Annotated in this window: 16 protein-coding genes; 9 read left to right on the forward strand and 7 right to left on the reverse strand. The window is 45.1% G+C overall.

Annotation, left to right across the window (positions count from 1 at the left end; all coding sequences use genetic code 11):
- Positions 1-301 precede the first annotated feature (301 nt).
- Both FS373_RS04895 and FS373_RS04900 read left to right on the forward strand, forming a co-directional pair.
- Positions 302-1411: an efflux RND transporter periplasmic adaptor subunit gene (locus tag FS373_RS04895; RefSeq protein WP_152828866.1), complete on the forward strand. Its 1110-nt coding sequence runs from the start codon at positions 302-304 to the stop codon at positions 1409-1411.
- Entirely contained in the window at positions 1411-4518 is a 3108-nt protein-coding gene (locus FS373_RS04900) for a multidrug efflux RND transporter permease subunit (RefSeq protein ID WP_144047523.1), read from the forward strand. Before FS373_RS04895 ends, FS373_RS04900 begins: the two co-directional genes overlap by 1 nt.
- Before the next feature lie 99 nt (positions 4519-4617).
- On the opposite strand, the gene FS373_RS04905 is transcribed toward FS373_RS04900, so the two are convergent.
- From FS373_RS04905 to FS373_RS04920, 4 genes are read right to left on the reverse strand one after another with little or no spacing between them, the layout of a single operon-like run.
- The gene (locus FS373_RS04905; RefSeq protein ID WP_144047522.1) at positions 4618-6000 is read right to left on the reverse strand and encodes an ATP-binding protein; all 1383 of its coding nucleotides are present in this window, start codon (positions 5998-6000) and stop codon (positions 4618-4620) included.
- The gene (locus tag FS373_RS04910; protein WP_152828867.1) at positions 5990-6703 is read right to left on the reverse strand and encodes a response regulator transcription factor; all 714 of its coding nucleotides are present in this window, start codon (positions 6701-6703) and stop codon (positions 5990-5992) included. The genes FS373_RS04905 and FS373_RS04910 overlap by 11 nt, the downstream gene beginning before the upstream one ends.
- 4 nt (positions 6704-6707) lie before the next feature.
- On the reverse strand, positions 6708-6854 hold the full coding sequence (locus FS373_RS04915) for a hypothetical protein (protein ID WP_407695609.1): 147 nt from the start codon (positions 6852-6854) through the stop codon (positions 6708-6710).
- A gap of 46 nt (positions 6855-6900) precedes the next feature.
- On the reverse strand, positions 6901-7185 hold the full coding sequence (locus FS373_RS04920; RefSeq protein WP_322619446.1) for a PepSY domain-containing protein: 285 nt from the start codon (positions 7183-7185) through the stop codon (positions 6901-6903).
- Positions 7186-7562: 377 nt separating this feature from the next.
- Here FS373_RS04920 and FS373_RS04925 point away from each other — a divergent pair, with 377 nt between their 5' ends.
- From FS373_RS04925 to FS373_RS04935, 3 genes are all read left to right on the forward strand, one after another.
- Positions 7563-8516, forward strand: coding sequence for a choice-of-anchor H family protein (locus FS373_RS04925; protein ID WP_144049069.1), 954 nt, complete (start codon positions 7563-7565; stop codon positions 8514-8516).
- A 386-nt stretch (positions 8517-8902) separates the two neighbouring features.
- Entirely contained in the window at positions 8903-11365 is a 2463-nt protein-coding gene (locus tag FS373_RS04930; RefSeq protein WP_144047519.1) for a TonB-dependent receptor, read from the forward strand.
- A gap of 242 nt (positions 11366-11607) precedes the next feature.
- A complete protein-coding gene (locus tag FS373_RS04935) occupies positions 11608-12918 on the forward strand; it encodes a M20 metallopeptidase family protein (protein WP_407695671.1) in 1311 nt (436 codons plus the stop codon).
- Here FS373_RS04935 and FS373_RS04940 read toward each other — a convergent pair.
- The gene (locus FS373_RS04940) at positions 12893-13327 is read right to left on the reverse strand and encodes a carboxymuconolactone decarboxylase family protein (RefSeq protein ID WP_144047517.1); all 435 of its coding nucleotides are present in this window, start codon (positions 13325-13327) and stop codon (positions 12893-12895) included. The genes FS373_RS04935 and FS373_RS04940 overlap by 26 nt on opposite strands.
- Before the next feature lie 152 nt (positions 13328-13479).
- Between FS373_RS04940 and FS373_RS04945 the strand changes: the two genes are divergently transcribed.
- Positions 13480-14376: a LysR family transcriptional regulator gene (locus tag FS373_RS04945; RefSeq protein WP_144047516.1), complete on the forward strand. Its 897-nt coding sequence runs from the start codon at positions 13480-13482 to the stop codon at positions 14374-14376.
- Between the two features lie 80 nt (positions 14377-14456).
- Here FS373_RS04945 and FS373_RS04950 read toward each other — a convergent pair whose 3' ends face one another.
- Complete coding sequence (locus FS373_RS04950; RefSeq protein WP_144047515.1) at positions 14457-14708, reverse strand: hypothetical protein; 252 nt, start codon at positions 14706-14708, stop codon at positions 14457-14459.
- Between the two features lie 203 nt (positions 14709-14911).
- Here FS373_RS04950 and FS373_RS04955 point away from each other — a divergent pair, with 203 nt between their 5' ends.
- From FS373_RS04955 to FS373_RS04965, 3 genes are all read left to right on the forward strand, one after another.
- Entirely contained in the window at positions 14912-15178 is a 267-nt protein-coding gene (locus FS373_RS04955; RefSeq protein WP_185976869.1) for a hypothetical protein, read from the forward strand.
- A gap of 142 nt (positions 15179-15320) precedes the next feature.
- Entirely contained in the window at positions 15321-17624 is a 2304-nt protein-coding gene (locus FS373_RS04960) for a penicillin acylase family protein (RefSeq protein ID WP_144047514.1), read from the forward strand.
- A gap of 386 nt (positions 17625-18010) precedes the next feature.
- On the forward strand, positions 18011-18559 hold the full coding sequence (locus FS373_RS04965; protein ID WP_152828868.1) for a hypothetical protein: 549 nt from the start codon (positions 18011-18013) through the stop codon (positions 18557-18559).
- Between the two features lie 103 nt (positions 18560-18662).
- On the opposite strand, the gene FS373_RS04970 is transcribed toward FS373_RS04965, so the two are convergent.
- Positions 18663-20066: a uracil-xanthine permease family protein gene (locus FS373_RS04970; protein WP_144049067.1), complete on the reverse strand. Its 1404-nt coding sequence runs from the start codon at positions 20064-20066 to the stop codon at positions 18663-18665.
- Positions 20067-20695 lie beyond the last annotated feature (629 nt).

Below are 20695 nucleotides of genomic sequence, written 5' to 3' on the forward strand. Positions count from 1 at the left end.
CGAAGAAATTTTTACCAATTGCTAATAGTGTTCACTCAACAGATAAATGGGTTGCAGCTCGATTTTATCGGCCTTTTGTGGCCTTGCAGCCTCCAGATATAACTTGTGTCTTTCTGTGTTGGCTTGTGTGGCTTTAGTTTGCCTGTGGTTGCGGGATTGTTTCTAGTCATGCTCTGTTACAAGATATTGTTTAATAAACACCGGACATTTGCGTTGCTTTACACAGCTTTACCCTACAAAGGCTAGTTTTTCTTTAAAATAGTGGCAATTCACAACCTTGGTATTAGAAGAAAACTCATCAATGAAAAAAAGTCTGCTATTGATCCCCATTCTTATCGTGAGCGCCGTTGTCGCTTCGTTCAGTGGCTTTACTCTGGCGCAGAAGCCTAACGATAAGTCGGCGCGTGCACCGCGCGTCGTGCCTGTGGTTACAGGTGTTGTTGATCGGCACCTGTTGTCTCAGACTATCTCTTTAATAGGCAAATTGCAGGCGGATAAATCTGTCTATATTTCCCCAGAGGTGGCGGGCAAGGTTAAAGCGATTCATGTGACCGCTAATCAAGAGATACACACGGGGCAGCTGCTAATCCAGCTCGAAGATGCTAAGCCTCAGGCTAGTGTCTCAGAGGCGAAGGCGTACCTCAACGATGAGAAACGTAAACTAAAAGAATATCTCAAGCTCATCGATCGTAATGCCATCACCCAGACTGAGATTGATGCTCAAAGAGCCAGTGTCGATATTGCCACCGCCAGACTCGAGTCTGCTCAGGCCGAACTCGAATACCACTATATCAAGGCGCCTTTTTCCGGTACCGCGGGATTACTGGATTTCAGCCGGGGGACCATGGTGACGGCGGGGAGTGAGCTGCTGTCCCTAGATGATCTATCTTCTATGCGGGTCGATTTGCAGGTACCTGAGAATTATCTCTCTATGTTGAGTGTTGACATGACAGTGGCTGCAACCAACAGAGCCTGGCCCGATAGTACGTTTACAGGGTGGGTGGTGGCTATCGATCCTCGTATTAATGAGGAGACCCTGAACCTTAAGGTGCGGGTCAATTTCGATAACGCAGATCATAAGCTAAAGCCTGGCATGATGATGTCGGCGAGTCTGAGCTTTCCTGCCGTGTCTGAGCCTGTGATCCCGGTTCAAGCCATAGAATATTCCGGCACCAAACGATTTGTATACGTGATTGGCGCAGACCAATTAGCCAAACGAACCCAAGTGGTTCTAGGAGCGCGTATTCAAGATGAAGTACTTATCACAGATGGACTCAGTGTCGGCGATCGCATCGTAGTGCAAGGTTTAGTTAACATGCGTGACGGCTTAAGAGTGGATGACCTTTCAAATAAAGATGAGTCTATGACTGCGGGCCATAAGTTAGGTGAGTCTCAGGGAGACAGAAGTTAATGTTAATCTCTGATATCTCAGTTAAACGCCCCGTCGTCGCTATCGTTTTAAGTTTGCTTCTATGTGTATTTGGCGCCGTGTCCTTCTCTAAACTGGCGGTGCGTGAAATGCCGGATGTGGAAAATCCAGTGGTGACTGTGATGACCACCTATGATGGCGCTTCGGCAACGATCATGGAGAGTCAGATCACCACATCTTTGGAGGATGAACTCACAGGCATCAGTGGCATCGATGAGATAACATCCGTTACCCGCAACGGGATGTCGCGGATCACCATCACCTTCGATCTCGACTGGGACCTTACCGAAGGGGTGAGTGATGTCCGTGATGCGGTTGCCCGTGCCCAACGTCGTTTGCCCGACGAGGCGGATGATCCTATTGTCTCCAAGGACAATGGCTCGGGTGAGCCTTCAATTTATATCAATCTCAGCTCGTCTGTGATGGACAGAACCCAGCTGACCGACTATGCCCAGCGGGTGTTGGAAGACAGATTCAGCCTGATCACTGGGGTGAGCTCGGTGAGTATCTCTGGCGGCCTCTACAAGGTGATGTATGTTCAGCTCAAACCTGAGTTGATGGCGGGTCGTAATGTGACGACCGCAGATATCATTGCCAGCTTAAAGACTGAAAACGTTGAAACCCCGGGCGGAGAAGTCAGAAACGACACCACTGTAATGACAGTGCGTACGGCCAGGCTCTACAATAATCCGCATGACTTTGATTACTTAGTGGTTCGCACCGCCAGTGATGGCACGCCAATTTACCTTAAAGATGTCGCCTCGGTTTTTGTTGGTGCAGAGAATGAAAACTCCACATTTAAGAGTGATGGTGTACCAAACTTAAGTTTAGGTATCATAGCTCAGTCCGACGCCAACCCTTTAGAGGTGGCAAAGGCTGCGCATATCGAGGTCGAGCGCATTCAGCAATTCCTGCCTGAAGGGACTCAGCTGGTGGTCGATTATGACTCCACGGTATTTATCGACCGCTCAATTAGCGAAGTTTATAACACATTGTTGATCACCGGTGGACTGGTTGTCCTGGTGCTCTATATCTTTATCGGTCAGGCGAGGGCAACACTTATCCCTGCCGTGACCGTACCGGTTTCGCTCATTTCAGCCTTTATTGCCGCTAACTTTTTTGGTTTCTCGATTAACTTGCTCACCCTGATGGCCTTGATTCTGTCCATCGGTCTGGTGGTGGATGATGCCATAGTGGTGGTGGAGAATATCTTCCATCATATCGAGAAAGGTGAACCACCTTTGTTGGCAGCCTATAACGGCACGCGGGAAGTGGGGTTTGCCGTTGTCGCCACCACGGCCGTTCTGGTGATGGTATTTCTGCCTATCTCTTTCATGGAAGGCATGGTCGGACGCTTGTTTACCGAGTTCTCCGTCATGCTGGCGATGTCGGTGATCTTCTCCTCTATCGTGGCCCTGACGTTAACGCCAGTGCTCGCCAGCAAGATACTTAAAGCGGATGTTAAGCCTAATCGTTTCAATATCTGGATCGATGCCAGATTTAGCAAGCTGGAGCGTGGCTATCGACTCGCCGTTGCCAAGGCGATTCAATTTAGGTTTGTCGCGCCTGTGGTGATCATCTTGTGTATTGTCGGCAGCGCCGCCCTGATGCAGGTGGTGCCATCACAGCTGGCACCCCAAGAAGATAGGGGGGTGATATTTGCTTTCGTCAAGGGGGCAGAAGGCACCAGTTACAACCGCATGACGGCTAACATGGATATTGTCGAAGACAAGCTAATGCCGCTGTTAGGCCAAGGGGTGATCAAGTCTTTCAGCGTACAAGCTCCGGCATTCGGTGGCCGGGCTGGTGATCAGACCGGTTTCGTTATCATGCAGCTTGAAGACTGGGAAGATAGGGACGTCAATGCTCAGCAAGCACTGGCTATTGTCGCTAAAGCCCTGCAGGGGATCCCCGATGTGATGGTGCGTCCCATGTTGCCAGGTTTCAGGGGGCAATCGAGCGAGCCGGTGCAGTTTGTGATAGGAGGTTCTGATTACCAGGAACTGTTCAAGTGGGCGGAAGTTTTACAGGAAGAAGCGATTCATAGCCCTATGCTGGAAGGGGCCGATCTCGATTACTCCGAGACCACGCCAGAGCTAGTGGTGAGTGTCGACAGACAGCGCGCCGCCGAGCTTGGGATTAGTGTTGCCGAAGTTTCCGAGACCCTGGAGGTGATGCTCGGTGGACGCAGTGAAACCACATTTGTCGAGCGCGGTGAGGAGTATGATGTTTATTTAAGAGGCGACGAGAATAGCTTTAATAGCATGGCGGACTTGAGCCAGATCTACATGCGTTCGAGTAAAGGCGAGTTGATCACACTCGATTCGATAACACATATCGAAGAGGTGGCTTCGGCTCAAAAATTGAGTCATACCAATAAGCAGAAATCGATAACACTTAAGGCTAACTTAGGTGAAGGTTATACCTTAGGCCAAGCCTTAGATTTTCTCGATGCTAAAGCGATCGAGATTTTGCCCAGTGATATCTCGGTGAGCTACACGGGTGAGTCGAAAGACTTTAAAGAAAATCAAAGTAGTGTGCTTGTGGTATTTGGACTGGCTTTGTTAGTGGCTTATCTGGTGTTGGCTGCCCAGTTTGAGAGCTTTATTAACCCTATGGTGGTGATGTTTACTGTACCTATGGGGGTCTTCGGTGGCTTCCTCGGCCTCTTCCTGACCGGCCAAGGACTGAATATTTACAGCCAGATAGGCATGATCATGCTGATCGGCATGGTGACCAAGAACGGCATCTTGATCGTGGAATTTGCCAATCAGTTACGTGATAAAGGGCTCGAGATAGAACAGGCGATTATCGATGCTTCGACGCGCCGTCTGCGTCCTATCCTGATGACCGCATTTACGACCTTAGTCGGTGCAGTCCCCTTGATCATGTCAACCGGCGCAGGCTCTGAGAGCCGTATCGCTGTGGGTACTGTGGTCTTCTTCGGGATGGCGTTTGCGACGTTTGTTACCCTACTGGTGATTCCGGCCATGTATCGTTTAATCTCGGCGAAAACCACTTCCCCCGGTTTTGTAGAGGCTCAGCTAGAAGAAGCGATAGCAGTGCAGAAGCTTACAGTGGAAAGCTAATGTAATTACCAAAACGAACAGATAAGATGAGGAAAGCCCTGCTAATACCGATTAGCAGGGCTTTTTAGTAAGCCAAATTATTAACTAAAACTCAGAAAATCAGTTAAAGCTCAGGCTAAATTTGGCGCCGCCCAGAGTATCTGAACGGGACACTGAAAGTTGGCCCTGATAACTGTCAACCAAGTCACTAACTATGGCAAGTCCTATGCCGTTTCCCTGTAGATAGGAGTCGGCGCGTATGCCGCGCTCGAATATGTCACTCTCAAGTTCAGGTGATACTCCCGGGCCATCATCTTCTATATCTATGTTGAGTCCGGTGTCTTTCATGCTGACGGTCAGGTGCACTCGAGCCTTGGCGGCCTTACAGGCATTGTCGAGTAAGTTACCTAACATTTCGATTAAATCGGCCTCGTCACCCTTGAAAATACACTGCTCGCCGACACTCGAACTTATCTCTATCTGAGGTTCACGGTATATTTTGGGCAAGGTCCTCACTAGCTTATCTGACACCGACATGACATTAACACCTAAGTGCCAAGAAGACCCAGCTGCCGTTTGTGCTCGTTTGAGTTGATGACTTATGATGCGGCTAATGATATTAGTTTGCTCGAATGAACTTTTGCTCAGATCTTTCTGACTTTGAATCACTGCCAGTGGCGTTTTTAGGCTATGGGCCAGATCCGATAGGGCATTGCGGTAACGTTTTCGCTGGCGCTGCTCGGTATTGAGCAGGGTGTTGAGCTGTCTCGCTACAGCTTGCAGCTCATTGGGATACTTTGCCTGGATCTGCATGGCCTTGCCTTGCTCTATCTCGTTAAGTTCTCGCTTAAACTGAGCCAAGGGCTTTAGGGTCCACAGTAGCCAAGCCAACTGAACCAATACCAGGAAAACCATCAAGATCAGTAACCAGCTCCAAAGGTATTGACCAAATAAATCTATTTGGTTTTGGTAGTCGAGTTGATCTTTAATGATGTGCACCGTGATTGGGAAGGTGACATTGTCAACACTCAAGCCATCATTGGATAAAATTTTATGTTCGAAACTGGCGCTGTAACTGTAGATAATATGGGGCTTGTCATCAATCTCTATCTCCTTAAACTCACTTTTACCTATCTCAGGTTGGGGCAAATTGTCGGGTAAGTTCAGCCCAAGAAACGAGTTGGATTGCCAAGTGACACTGGTTTTCTTCCTATCGGGATTTGGCGTTGAAATGAGTGCAAATAAGCCAGATTGAATCACATTAAATTGATTCTCTGCTAAGGCTTCGGGCATCATAAGTTGGCCGTTATCCACCTCTGTCACGGCTAAAATTGAGTAGAGGTAAGCTTTCAATTCATTTTTGGCCGATGTCGAGACTTGCTGTTTAAATGCATCGTTCAGGGTAAAACCAATCAAGGGCAGTAAGATTAGGTTCAGCAAGAGTGCACTGATAATCAGGCGCGCCTTGAGTGAGTTCATCAGGTTTGACAGTTTATTTAGCATCTGACTCATCTTCAGTGTGCTGTGCACAGCGAGCCAGTGGCTTCAAACGATAACCTTGCCCCCTCAATGTTTCTATCAGTCCGAGCTGATTGTCTGGATCTAACTTCTTGCGCAACCTGCGAATAAATACTTCGATCACGTTAGAGTCTAAGTCGAAGTCTTGATCATAGATATGCTCAATCAGTACTGTCTTAGATTTAACTTCTCCTGGGTGCAACATAAAAAACTCGAATAGCTTGTACTCTGAGCTGCTTAAATTCATCAACTGACCAGACTTTTTAACCTCTAGAGTACTGGTATTGATGCTAAAAGGTCCATTGTAGACTAGTGGACTGGCCTTGCCTGCCGAGCGACGGATCAAGGCGTTGAGACGGGCGATTAGCTCTTCAGGATGGAAAGGTTTCGTCAGGTAATCATCGGCGCCGGCATCTAAGCCCTCTACCTTATCTTGCCAGCTATCACGGGCGGTTAAGATCAAGATGGGAAAGTCTATCTCTAGCTCTCTGAGCTTAGTGATCAGTTCAATGCCGTTAAGCTTAGGTAACCCGACATCTATGATCCCGGCGTCATAGCTATACTCACTTCCCTGAAATAAACCATCTTCTCCATCGCTGGCCACATCCAAGGTAAAATTGGCATCGAGCAGGTGCTGTTTCAGATTAGTTTGTAGCTCTAAGTCGTCTTCAACTAACAGTATTCGCATTGGGTCACCTCTGTAATGAGCTTCGGGTATTCCTCTGAAACAAATCACCCTTTCCATCACTGGCCACATCCAAGGTAAAATTGGCATCAATCAAATGTTGTTTAAGATTAGTTTGTAGTTCTAAGTCATCTTCAACTAACAGTATTCGCATTGGATCACCTGTGTAAATTCATTATGTTAAGTCTTTAAGTTGCAAATTAGTTTCTACGCACACTGCCGGTTTTGGCATCGACGGACACATAAAATACCGCTCCGGAACTGGATAACAACTTGACCCGGTAACCTGGGTTGCCGTTGACTCGGCTCGATTGCACCTTGAGCACCTTGCCTGGGTATTGTCGTTTGACTAACTGAATAGCTTGTTGAGAACTGGTGACTTTTAACTTTTTAGGGGGCTTTTTAGACTGAGCGGCCATGCTCATCGAACTTAAGCTAACGGCATTGACAGAGCTTACAGCTGAAACCATTGATAGCTTAGTCACACTTGAGGCTGCTCCCTGTAGTGGGAACAGTAAACAAGCCGATATGATTAAAGCTAATGTGAAGCTCGAAGCCAATTTCATAGAGTGTGTCCGATGTTTAAATGCCTTTATTTGTTATCAGTGTAAATATCCCATTCTTAAGACACAAGTTTTAAAGAGCTTGTCTAAGAAATCAAAGAAATGAAGGAGTCAGTTTCAGGGGCTCTAATAGTTATACCTCAGATAAGATGAACCCAAGATGACAATGTTTAATGCATTCGTGTCGATGGACAATTCATCTCTTCGAATTTTACTCCATAGCATTTTTAGCGTTCAGCTTATATTCACCTTAAATCGTCTTTAATGACCTCAACGACAGAAATAATGAGGTTTATATGATGAATGTGAACATAATTAATCAAGCCAGAGAGCTCAATTGCGTAAAAATGGATACAGAAACCAGAGTTAGCTCAGGCACTCAATCTTGGAGCTGCAAGCGAATATCTGCATTAACTTTGATTGCAGGGGCCTTAATATCATTCATTCCAAATGTTTATGCGAGTGACGAACAGGGTGTCAGCCAGATAGAGAGTGTAAACTTACAGACGTTTTCAGTTGGAAACCAAGCTCAATTAGTGGAACAAGATGAGCTGAATACGCGATTAAGCCAGTTGAAACAGCAAATGCCACTGATGTTACCAAGTATAAAAGCTAAATCTCGAGAAGAGGTCATTGCCGACCACAAAAATGGCAATATTTCACCTAAGTACTCTATGCAGAAAAGCGGGTTAAAAACAGTAAACGACGATGCTCAGTCTACTGTACCCAAAGCCTTTTCTAATCCCATCTATCATGAGTTTTCAATCTATGAAGCCAGCAGTCGCCTGTTCGTCGATGATGATGGTGACGGTTTTTTCCAAACCTTTAGCGTGACCTTCGATGCCGATGTCTATGGGCCCGATGCGGTCGAGGTCGCCGATGTATACGCAGAGCTCTACTTGAGCCGAGACGGTGGTCCTTGGGTGCATTATTACACCACAGATATTTTTACAATACTGGGTGACTCGAGTGACGATGATTTTGAAGTGTTAACCACGCTGCATAATGGCTATTACACAGACCATTATGACGTGCTAGTCGATCTATACGAAGTGGGGTTTGATGATATTGTCGCCACCATTAGCGCTGATGATACAGATAATTTCTATGCTTTGCCCTTAGAGAGCAGTGATAGAGACACAGTCTATACAGGAGGGGATTCTAGTAGTGAAGACCATGGCGGCGGGGCATTTTCATTTATTTCTCTTTTGGGCCTAAGCCTGTTTGCCAGTCTGAGGAGGCGAAAATCATAAATCTTGATTTGATTCAGTCTGATTGATTAGTGAGCTGTCGAACTTTACCTTAAGTTTGCATTATCAGTTTTAAAAGATAAATTCATTTTAGCTTGGCATTTTAATGCCAAGCTTTTTACGTCTAGTGTATACGGCAGTTATAAAGTGTAAAGCCATCAGTTTATTCGATGAAGATAAAGTATTTTCCAACAGCCACCTCAGCTAATTACTCTAGAAGTCTCTGAGTAAACTTAAGGCATATCCTTAACCCATCAACATTTACTTTGTAAAAAAACCGCAAAACCGGATACGAAGGTCACAATTTTGTGTCGGTATGTGAATTCCCTGTTGTAATGCTATCAATAATCATTATCATTCCGGCCATAATACTAATGGGGATAATATCGATGCAACAATTTCGTTTTTCACTACTTGCTGTCGCTTGCGCATCAGCTTTTTTTCCTGGGCTTATTTCTGCTAATGAGCAGGCCCAAGTACCAGAAAAAGTGCAAGCAGAAGAGCTGAAAAACAAGGATGTAGAGCGTATCACTGTCTATGGAAGACAAAACCAAGTGGTTATGAATTCAGGCCTAGCGACAAAGTCAGATATGTCTTTAATGGAAACCCCTGCGGCAGTTGTCATCGTCGATGAAGAGCTAATCAATGCTCAAGGCGTGAATAATCTGCAAGATCTGGTGCGTAATATCAGTGGCGTGACTCAGGCGGGTAATAACTATGGTATCGGTGATAACTTAGTGATCCGCGGACTCGGTGCTAACTATACCTATGATGGTATGTATGGCGGCGCAGGGCTTGGCAACACCTTTAATCCGACACGCTCTCTGACGAATGTTGAATCGGTAGAAGTGCTCAAAGGCCCGGCGACAGGTTTATATGGTATGGGCAGCGCCGGCGGCGTGATTAACCTTATCGAAAAGAAGCCTGAATTTGAGAGTCGCCACGATATAGGTGTCGAGCTGGGTCAATGGGATTCCTATGCGCTGAGTATCGATAGCACGGGCGGATTGACTGACAAGCTAGCTTATCGTGTTGTTGCTAAAACGGGGCGCAGTGACGGCTATCGTGATATCGGTACCGATCGTGATGAAGTCTACACATCGATCAAATATGTGTTCGATGAAAACCAGGACTTGATGCTATCGGCTTCTTATATCAAGGATGCTATTGCAGTCGACTCTATCGGTCACCCAATACGTATCTACAACGCTGAATCCGTCGGCGGGAAAACTGCCGGAGAAGTCAGCTGGGAAGATTTAATTAACGATCCAGAAGGCAAAGGTATTCAACTTACCGATGAGCAGAGGCAACAACTAGCCGACTCTTTGGCTGCTAGCGATGGTTTAACCCCCTATGAGTTTGGTCATAACGGGATTATCTCGCCAATGGCCAAAGATAATGAAGGTGAAGAGCTGAGATTTAAGCTGACTCATAATATCTTCCTCAATGAAAATCTATTCTTGAACCAGCAGCTGCAATATCGTGACTACACCTCAGGTTTTGCCCGTCAAACCGGTGCCTATAACTATGTTTACTGGGATCGCAGAGGCACCATCAATGCAGACCCTCGTGCGCCACTACTTGAAGACGATGTTCTCTACCCGTTTGCGGCTCGCCGTCAGGAGTATCGTCAAGTCTCTGCCGATGAGACTTCTTGGCAGTATTTCGCCGACTTGAGGTACGATTTCGAACTTGCCGGCATAGATAATGAGCTGTTAGTTAATGCGAACTTCGAAGACCGTGATATTCGCTTCAAGCAGTACTCCATTTACGATGCCGATAAGGTCATAAAGAACAAGGCGGGTGATGTCATCTATCAGGGCCAATTGCCTTATATCTATGACATTCGTAATCCCAATTGGGCTGAAGGCTCCTTTGAAGATCACGACCCTCTAATGACCAGTAACTACAACAAGAAGGTGAGTGCCTGGGGCGTTGGCCTACAGCATGTCGGCTATTTCGGTTACGGTTTCACTAGTCGTATCGGTGTTGCCTTTAACGAGATTAAGCAAAGCTATGAGCATTTCGGTGTCGATGCGCGCTATCGCGCCAGTGCGGCTGAGCCAACGCCTGAGGCGGATACCAATGATGATGGCATCACCTATAACTTAGGTTTGACCTATATGCCAACCGATGACTTGTCATTTTTCATTAATCATTCTAAAGGCCGCACGGCTTACAGCATGTTAGGTGGCGTAAAAGGTGATGGTTCGGACAGACTGGATTCTGAATCTATCAGTGACGATCTAGGCATGCGTTTTAAGGCGTTTGATGATCAGATGCTGACTTCCTTGGTGTTCTTTAAGAGTTCACGCACTAATCTGCAATACTCAAACTCAGAGTATGAAGAAGATGTTTCAGGGCCAAACGTGCCGAAAAACTTCTATGATGGCAAGGAAGAGACCACAGGTGTCGAGTTAGACATGAATGCTCATTTGAATGAGCAGTGGATGCTCAACGTTAACGGTGTCTACCAAGATGCTCGTGATAAGAAAGATCCGAATCGCAGCAGCTATGATACCCGTCAAAAGGGTGTACCTTATGTGACAGCCAGTGCTTGGGTTACTTATGGCGCAGATATGTTCTCACTCTCTAGCCCAATTGATATTAGCTTAGGTGCAAAATACGTCGATGATCGCAGCACGAATTCAAGCTCATTCGGTATTCCCGATGGATATGTGCCAAGTTATACGGTATTCGATTCGGCCATCAGCTATCAGGCCGATAACTGGAAGCTACAATTGAACGTCAACAATCTGTTCAATGAGACTTACTACAACAAGGCCATGTTCCTCGGTGGTATGCCAGGTGAAGAGCGTAATGCCAAGCTGAGCTTTAATTATCAGTTGTAAGCTTAGGCTTCTTAGCTAAGAGCTTGTAGAGTGTTTTGAAAGCGCAGCCTTGGGGCTGCGCTTTTTACTAGTTGTATTTAAATTGTTTTAACTCTTCTATTTCAATCTATCTGTTTCGATTCAGTTCAGATTAATAAATTTTTTGTGCTAGTTTATGTGTCTTGATTGTTAACTTTGCTATGAATAAAAAGAAGAAGCCGATGAAACTCACCAAAATATGCCAGTCACTCGCCTTCGTATTTATGATGACGAGCCCGCTAGCGGTTTATGCAAGCAGCCTTGACTCATCATTAGCACTATCTGTCGGTAAAGCCCTACCTGAACTTGAAAAGCTATACTTGCATCTGCATCAACATCCTGAGCTTTCCTATCAAGAGAAGGCGACGGGACAGAGAATGGCGAAGGAGCTTTCGGCACTGGGTTTTGAGGTGACGGATAATTACGGCGGTTATGGCGTCGTAGGCATATTCAAAAATGGCGATGGCCCGACTGTGATGATCCGCGCCGATATCGATGGCTTGCCAATCATAGAGCAGACCGGAAAACCTTATGCATCAGTTGTGACCACAATTGATGCCGATAATAAGTCGGTTGGCATCATGCATGGCTGTGGTCATGATATTCATATGACCAGTTTAATCGGCACCGCTGACCAGCTTGTGAAGCATAAGAGCGATTGGCAAGGCACCTTGATGATGGTGGCACAACCAGCGGAAGAGGTGGGCGGTGGCGCCAAAGCCATGTTAGCACAAGGCTTATTTACTGAGTTTCCAACACCTGATTTTGTACTGGGTTTGCATGTAAGTGCTTCGGTTCCTGCGGGTAAGGTGGCAATAGCGCCGGGCTATGCTTTGGCTAATGTCGACTCGGTGGATATCACCATTAAAGGCAAGGGAGGCCATGGCGCCTATCCACATATGACTATCGATCCTGTGGTGATAGCGGCTCGTACTGTGATGGCGCTGCAGACCATACCGAGTCGAGAGATCTCACCACTAGAGCCAAATGTGATCACAGTTGGCTCTATTCATGGGGGCTCTAAGCACAACATCATATCTAATGAAGTTAAATTGCAGCTCACCCTACGTTCTTATAACCCGCAAGTTCGTCAGCAACAGATTGCAGCAATAAAGCGCATGACAAAGGGCATAGCCATGAGTGCCGGGCTACCTGATAGTTTAATGCCTGTGGTCTATGTTCATGAAGATGAGACGATACCCTCTACCTATAATGATCCTGAGTTAGCTAGCTCAGTACAAGCCAGTATCGAACGCGAGATAGGTAAGGCTAATGTGGTTAAAGCAGAGCCTGTTATGGCCGGTGAAGATTTTGGCCTCTATGGGCTCACATCCGAGAAGCGTCCCATCAACATCTTCTGGCTTGGCGCCGTAGAGCCCGCACTGTATGAAACCAGTAAGGCGTCCGGGGAACACTTACCATCACTTCACTCGAGTAAGTTTGCCCCCGACTACCCTTTGACTATTAGCACAGGCGTAAGAGCCATGAGCCGAAGCGCCATAGATCTGTTTAATGTGTCATCTTCGTCGCTATAGCAAAACGGTTCCAGGCATTGATCATGATGACCTGCATGATTGCTTGAGCTATCTGTTCCTCACCTAACAACTCGAGACATTCTTGATAAGTGTTATCGCTCAGACCAAGGTGTGAAACATGAGTGAGCTCATCGGTGAGGGCGAGTACCGCACGCTCTGTATCATCAAACAAGGGAGATTCTTTCCAGGCGGATACTGCAAATAATTTTTGTTGTGATATTCCTGCTTTCAAAGCCACTTCCGTATGCATTTGAATACAATAAGCGCACTGATTAATCATGGATGCGCGGATCTTAATTAGCTCTTTTAGTGCTGTTGATAGTTTGGTTTCTGCCAGATAATTTTCGACAGACATCATGGCAGTTAATGCTGCTGCTTGTGTTTGGGCGATATCAATACGTTTTGTCATCTTTTATCCTTTATTGAGGTTTAAGGCTGCTTTATTGGGATGGCTTAATTGTGCATAATTCTAATTATTAATTGAATACGCACATAAACTGAAACACCTTTGCGTATTTTGCAAAGGTGTGCGGTTTTGAAAAGTACAACAGAGGTGTGAAAATGTTTGCTCTGATCAAGATATTTCATCAGGTTGTCGATTCGGGAAGCTTTTCTCAGGCTGCTAAGGTCTTGCATATGGCGCCTTCTTCCATTGCGCGCAATATCGACAATCTAGAAGCTCAACTTAAAACGACGCTATTTAAGAGGAGTACTCGCCAGTTGGTGTTGACTGAAGAAGGTGACTACTTTTACCAGCAGTCGGGAAAGTTAGTAGAAGATACCGATGCCTTGCTGGCAGAGATGAGAGGGGCTCTGGATACGCCTCTGGGAATGTTAAGAATATCAGTGTTCGAAAGTTTCGGTAACCTTTGCTTAGCGCCTATTATTCCAGAGTTTCTACAGATGTACCCGGATATACAAATTGAGCTTGATCTCGACAATAAGCTGGTGGATCTTCATAGCGAAAATGTGGATCTCGCTATTCGTATTGGTGTTCCGCAAGATAGTGGTTTAAAAGCGAGAAAGTTGTTGAATCATCCTACTTTATTGACAGCGTCTCCAACCTATCTAAATCATCGCTCTCCAATCAGACAGCCATCAGATCTACATGAACATAATTGCTTACTTATCAGTCAAGAGAGGCAAAGGAATCATTGGTTCTTTGCTAAGGGGAAAATCCAACAAAAAATATCTGTTAAGGGCAATTTTATTTCAAAAGGGGGATCGCCTTTACTCACTGCTGCGCTTAAGGATTGCGGTGTGCTGCTCTTGTCAGAGTGGATGGTTAAACCTTATATAGACAGTGGTCAGCTAGTGGAAGTTTTACCAGACTGGACGGTGAATCATTGGGAAGAAGGCAGTGGTGAAATCTTTGCTATCTATAAAGGTGCTCAATATCCTAAGCCTCATATCAGAGTATTTCTTGATTTTTTGATAAAAAAATTAGGGGAAATATAATGCTATAAATCAACGAACAATCAGCTGCTCATTTTATATTAAGAAGAAAATAATATGGCTATTGAATGTGAGTTGCTAGTTCATTTAAACGTCACCTTGCCACCTATCATCTTCAATGCCGGTGTGCCTCTCACTAAGGTATCTCTGGCGAACTTTTGTCCACAATTAGGACAGGTACAGGGCGTTTGAGTGAAGTCTTCGACGATTCGTTCCTTGAAGCACTTAACTAAAGCGCCTTTGCCACCTTTGCGATATTTAAATAGCTGGGTTTTGCACTTAGCGCAGAAGATATCGACAGTACGTGTTGGGCCTTTCTTATTGGGTTTTGCCATGTTTTGTGACTTGCTATTGATAATGTCATTGTTAATAAGTGGCTATTCTAATCGAGCAAAGCGTTAATACAAAGTGTGCAAAACCTAGGTTTATCTTCTACTCTTTCTAAGTGCCTTTTTAAGTCGGTTTTCCAGTTTTATTTTCTTACTGACAAGGTTTAATAGAAGGTTAGTTACTCAAGTTTAGCGATCAAGGAATAATCATGCCTAAGTTCTCAACTGTCGATAAAATTAATCGTATTACCTTGCTCTTTACCGTTATTCTGTTTCTTATGCTAAGTGCTTGTACTAACTACGATCCCGTTCCGGTCGGAAAATGTAGTGAGGTGGTAAAACATGCCAAGAAGGTGCTTGGCAGTATGTCGCCGGATCATAAGACCTTAATAGCGGATTGTAAGGCGGCTACCGATAGTGAAAGAGGCTGTGTTATGGCAGCGACGAAGAAAGGCAAACTGGCTCAGTGTATGTAACGCTTAACTTAGCTAGTTCACCTTTCTATATCTGTTTATTTATTTCTGGTGCAATTATTCTAGTGCTGGATTGTTTTAGTTAACATCAGTGTAACTTAGGTTATAGTCATCGGCATGATAATGGATATTATGGCGATACTTGATGACTAAAATAATAAAAATACTTCTGGTTTCAACCCTCTCACTGATTTTCATTCTGATCTCGACAGCTTATTTGGGGCTGCATCTGAGTCTGCCTAAGCTATCAGGGGAGTTTCGCAGCGGCCATCTATTTGAATCCGTTACCATAGAGCGAGACAGATTAGGTACTGCGGTCATACATGGTCAAAACCGTCGAGATGTGGCCTATGCTCTGGGTTTTGCACATGGACAAGATAGATTCTTTCAAATGGATCTGCTTAGGCGTAACTCGGCTGGAGAGCTCGCAGAGCTCTTCGGTGAAAAGGCGCTTAATCTGGATAAGTCTCGCCGTTTTCATCAATTGAGGAAGCGAGCCGAGAATACAGTCGCTAAGATGGAACCAAATCAAAAATTGCTACTACAGGCCTATGCCAATGGCGTCAACGCCGCAGTAGCAGAGCAAAGCCTTAGTTCTTTCGAATACCTGCTCACCGGGGCAAGCCCTCAAACCTGGCAACCGGCAGATAGTTTGCTGGTTATCTATAGCATGTACCTGGATTTGCAAGGAAATACCCCAAAGCGAGACATGGCTCTGACTCAGATCCAGCGCCTGTATGGCGAGCAGATGTTGGCATTCGTGACACAACATAGCCCTTATCAAGCGGCGCTCGATTCTAGTCTTCTCCCCACAGAAGATATATCAACTCCAGAGCTTGAACCTCAACTGCTAGCGACAGCTCTGATTAGCACGATTGAGGAACCCATTGATATCGGCAGCAATAACTGGGCTGTAACCGGAGCACTGACCGAGAGTGGTCGGGCCATGTTGTCCGATGATATGCACCTCTCATTTGCGGTTCCTATCATCTGGTATCGTGCTCAATTGAATTACGTTTCAGATACCGGTGAGCCTATACAAGTTACAGGTGTTTCACTGCCAGGCGCGCCAGCCATTGTTGTGGGTACAAATAACAGGGTCGCATGGGGATTCACCAATGCCTATATCGATACCGCTGACTGGATAGCGATCGATGAGAACGAGCCGTTAAGTACAGAGATCGAACTCATGAAACTTCCCGGTTCTCAATCGAATGTTGAATATCCGATCCAGCTATCCCAATTTGGTCCAGTTAAGCATGTGAATGGACAAGACTATGCGCTGTCTTGGGTGGCACACCAAGGTTATGCGGTCGATATGGAGTTGATGGGACTAGAGACTGCTGTGAGTGTGCAAGAAGGATTAGCACTGGCAACGACGTTTGGGATCCCAGTACAGAACTTGATGTTAGTAGACAGTGAAGGCAACGCCGCTTGGAAGCCCGCCGGAGCAGTGCCATCTAGGACTAATCCTGCTAATGTGGCGCAATTACCAGAAACTTTCCAAGGAGCCTTGTGGGGGATAGATGAGAGAGAGCTACCACAAGTAGTGAATCCTGAGCACGGACGGCTGTGGTCGGCCAACTCCCGTGTGATATCGGCAGAACAATTCAGCCGCTTCGGTGATGGAGGCTATGCGCTAGGTGCCAGAAGCCAGCAAATCCGTGACCGTTTATTCGAGTCGGAGCAGTTTACCGAGCAGGACTTTTATCGATTGCAGTTAGACAATGAGGCTAAGTTTTTAACGCCTTGGCATGATTATCTGATTAACCTGCTCTCACTAGAACCGGTAAGATTTGCTAAAGATATTCAATTTATCAGGGATTGGCAGGCATGTGCCTGTGCTGACTCGGTCGGATACACCTTAGTTCGCAGTTTCAGGGCTAAGTTGATCGATGCCGGCTTCGCCCCAATAGAGACAGGTTTGAACGAGATAAACGTCTCTTTATCTCCGGTTAAGCGCTATCTGGAACCTGCCATGTGGCAGTTGCTCGAAGATGAACCTGATTCTTGGCTTCCCGAGCAGTATTCAAGTTGGGATCAGTTTGCCATTCAGGCTTACGTTGACTCGACTCAGGAATTATTAAGTAAACACAGTGATGAGGGAGCTCTAGCCGATCTTAACTGGGGCAAGGTTAATGCCCTTAAGATACAGCACCCCTTCAGTAAACAGATGCCTTTGCTAAGTGCTTTATTGGATATGCCAACCGTGATAGGTTTCGGCGATAGCTTTATGCCAGCAGTACAGAGAAGTACTTTTGGTGCATCCCAGCGCTTTATCGTGCAACCAGGGCTCGAGTCTCAGGCCATCATGGTGATTCCTGGTGGTCAGTCTGGTCACCCCTTATCCGATTATTACCGTGCTGGCTTCGATGAATATGCAAACCATGAGTCAACGCCTCTGCTGCCTGGCGTCATCTTGCATAAGATAATTATTCAAGCGATCTAAGTCGAAAAAATGTGTAAACCAAGGGAGAAGTACTTTTCCCTTGGTTTTGATTGGCTCAGTTCACTTCACTATTTATTAGCCATTATCCTAGCCACTTCTTTAGTTATTTTTTAGCCGACATTTAATATTTTAGTATAATCCCTTGATACTCATTAAGTAGTAACCTTTTTTTGTAAACTGATTTTGGTTTATCTCACTTCAGTTGGTGATCTATTTCGAGACATTCCCTTGCCATATTCGCATTAGTGAATATATTCACTGATAAGCACACTCTATGCAGCATATTTGGTGAATTATGACACTTTGTAAGTAAGTGTAATATCTGAAGTCTTCACCTGAAACTCTGATATGCTGCGATACAAATAATTACAATAGGGTCGTATCCCATGACATTCTTTCGACTTGTTGCGCTAGTGTTAGTTGCTGTGTTTTTGAGCGGGTGTCAGGAAGATGTGACCTTTCAAGTCGATACAGTGACAGAATTCAGAGTTGACTTTTCGGATACTCATAAAGGGTTGGTTAGTGAGGGAGAGATTGAAGATGCTGTCACTGCTTGTTACCTAAGAGTCTATGCGATTAATCACTTAGATTACGGAATTAAAATTGGCCCGCAAATAAAAGTGAACAATCATGGTGTTGAGCACACCTTGAGTATCGACTCTTGGGGAGATGACTGGGAGTACCTTGTTGCAGGTAAAGACGGCGAAGAATATAAACAGAAGCTTTGTTTTAAAGAGGAAGCACTTAATCCAATTAGTTGTGCAGAACTTGCTGATGCCATCAAAAATAAAGCGTATAAACTTGAGCTTAATCGATGTGAGAAAATAGACCAATCACCGGCAAGTTGTAATATGGGGATCGGTGTAGTGCAAGGGGGGATCAACTTCAGATCCATTGGAGCCAATGAGATGGATAGTACTCGGTTAGCGGATTAAATACTTAGCAGTTCACTTCGCTTCTAAGAATGACTTAAGAGGTTAAAAAATTTTTCAACCTCTTAATCGAACTTCACCTCAAACTGGGTTTACAGCCAATGATTTAAGCTGCATTTACCTCTTTATCGTCTAAATCGATTTGCGCTGGATCTTCCTGCTTCTGCACTGAATGACTTTTTTCTTGAGGAATAATCAAACTCATTAAAATTGCTGATATCCCTGCAACAGTAACTGATGAGCTGAATATGCTTTTAAATAGAGGAGAGAAAGAGTTTGTTACTTCTGGCACCGCAATAACACCAAGTCCTAAACCAAAAGAGACAGCCATAATAAGAAGGTCACGACGATCCAGTTTAGCCGTCGCTAAAATTCGAATCCCTGCCGATGCAACTGTACCAAACATCACTAATGTGGCTCCCCCTAAAACAGGCTTAGGTAATGTTTGTAAAACCGCGCCAATAACCGGGAATAGCCCTAATAAAATAAACAAGCCGGCGATATAAAAAGCAACATAACGACTCGCGACCCCAGTGAGTTGGATCACACCATTGTTTTGACTGAACGTTGACATAGGAAAACTACCAAATGTAGCAGCCAAACAAGAGTTTACACCATCACCTAACACTCCGCCTTTAATGCGTTTGATATATAGCGGCCCTTGGGTTGGCTCTTTAGAAACCATAGAGTTTGCCGTTAAATCACCGGTTGTTTCAATGGCGGTGACAACAGAGATAATGGCCACAGGAATAAACGCAGCTAAATCAAAATTAAATCCATATTTAAACGGGAGCGGTACTGCAATGACGGGGACATCTGGTATCTGAAAATCCACCATCCCCATAAAATAAGCGGTAACGTAACCCACGAACATACCGATCATGATACCTGATAGACGTAACACTGGATTGCTAAAGCGATTAATAGCAATAATGGTGGCTAAGGTGACCCCACCCACTATCAGGTATTTGGCTGCACCCATATCTTCGGCACCAAATCCCCCGGCAATATCAGTCATGCCAACCTTAATCAAGGATAAACCAATAGTGGTGATAACTACGCCAGTAACGACAGGGGTAATGACATGTTGAAGCTTATGAATGATTCTGCTTAAAAACATCTCCACAAATGAGGCAAAGAAACAAACCCCAAAAATCATGGCTAAAATATCTTCGGAACTCCCTCCTCTATTTTTGACAATGAAGCCCGCAGCCAATACTGCACTTAAAAAGGCAAAACTAGTTCCTTGTACACACAATAGACCCGAGCCAATAGGACCGAAGCGTTTTGCTTGTATAAATGTGCCAACACCAGAAACAAATAGCGCCATGGAAATAAGGTAAGGCAGTTCACTGCCTAGGCCCAGAACACCGCCTATGATCAATGCGGGGGTGATAATGCCGACAAAACTGGCCAGTATATGCTGAAAAGCTGCAAATAAGGCTTTAAGTGGTTCGGGACGATCATGCAGTCCGTATAACAAGTCACTATTCTTTGGTGATGTACTCATATCTACTCCGACTCCTTCTGGTTGTGGTGCAATTATTTTTATTTTATTTATCTTTAACGCCAACGCTCCTACTTTGATTAAGCGAAACACCTATAAAAGTTGTCACAACTGTCAGCTTGAATCTCAACATATAGTGGTTTTTTTGTGCTGTCTATAATTTGAACTGCCACATGGTGGAATATTCGAATGGTTTTTGAGGATTTTATGAAGGGGGGATAACGCGAAGTGACCGTTTGTATTTGCTCTGTGTATTAGTGTTTTCACTTAATATAAGAAACCACTGTCCGGGCTATGTCCTGATCTTGTGAGTAGATCATAGGAGCTTGCTCTATCTAGGTTTTATACCAGTAGGTACCAGTGTCTTCTATTACTCCTTCCATTGAATATACCTACATCTGAAATTTACCATTATTACAGGCACTGGGTCATCAAAGGGTGTGTTTGTTTCATCGGCGAAACTAGAGGCTGAATGATTCTTATGTTGCCTTCTTGTGGGCTTTGTTCAGATATTGATAAATATGTTGACATTATATCCATTGGAAGTGCATAAATATCTAGATGCCTAATCGGATTTTGGTGAATAGGGTATGGAAAATATTCATCGATAAGTGGCCTTTTGAACTGATGAG

The sequence above is a fragment of the Shewanella sp. YLB-07 genome, from assembly GCF_009377275.1.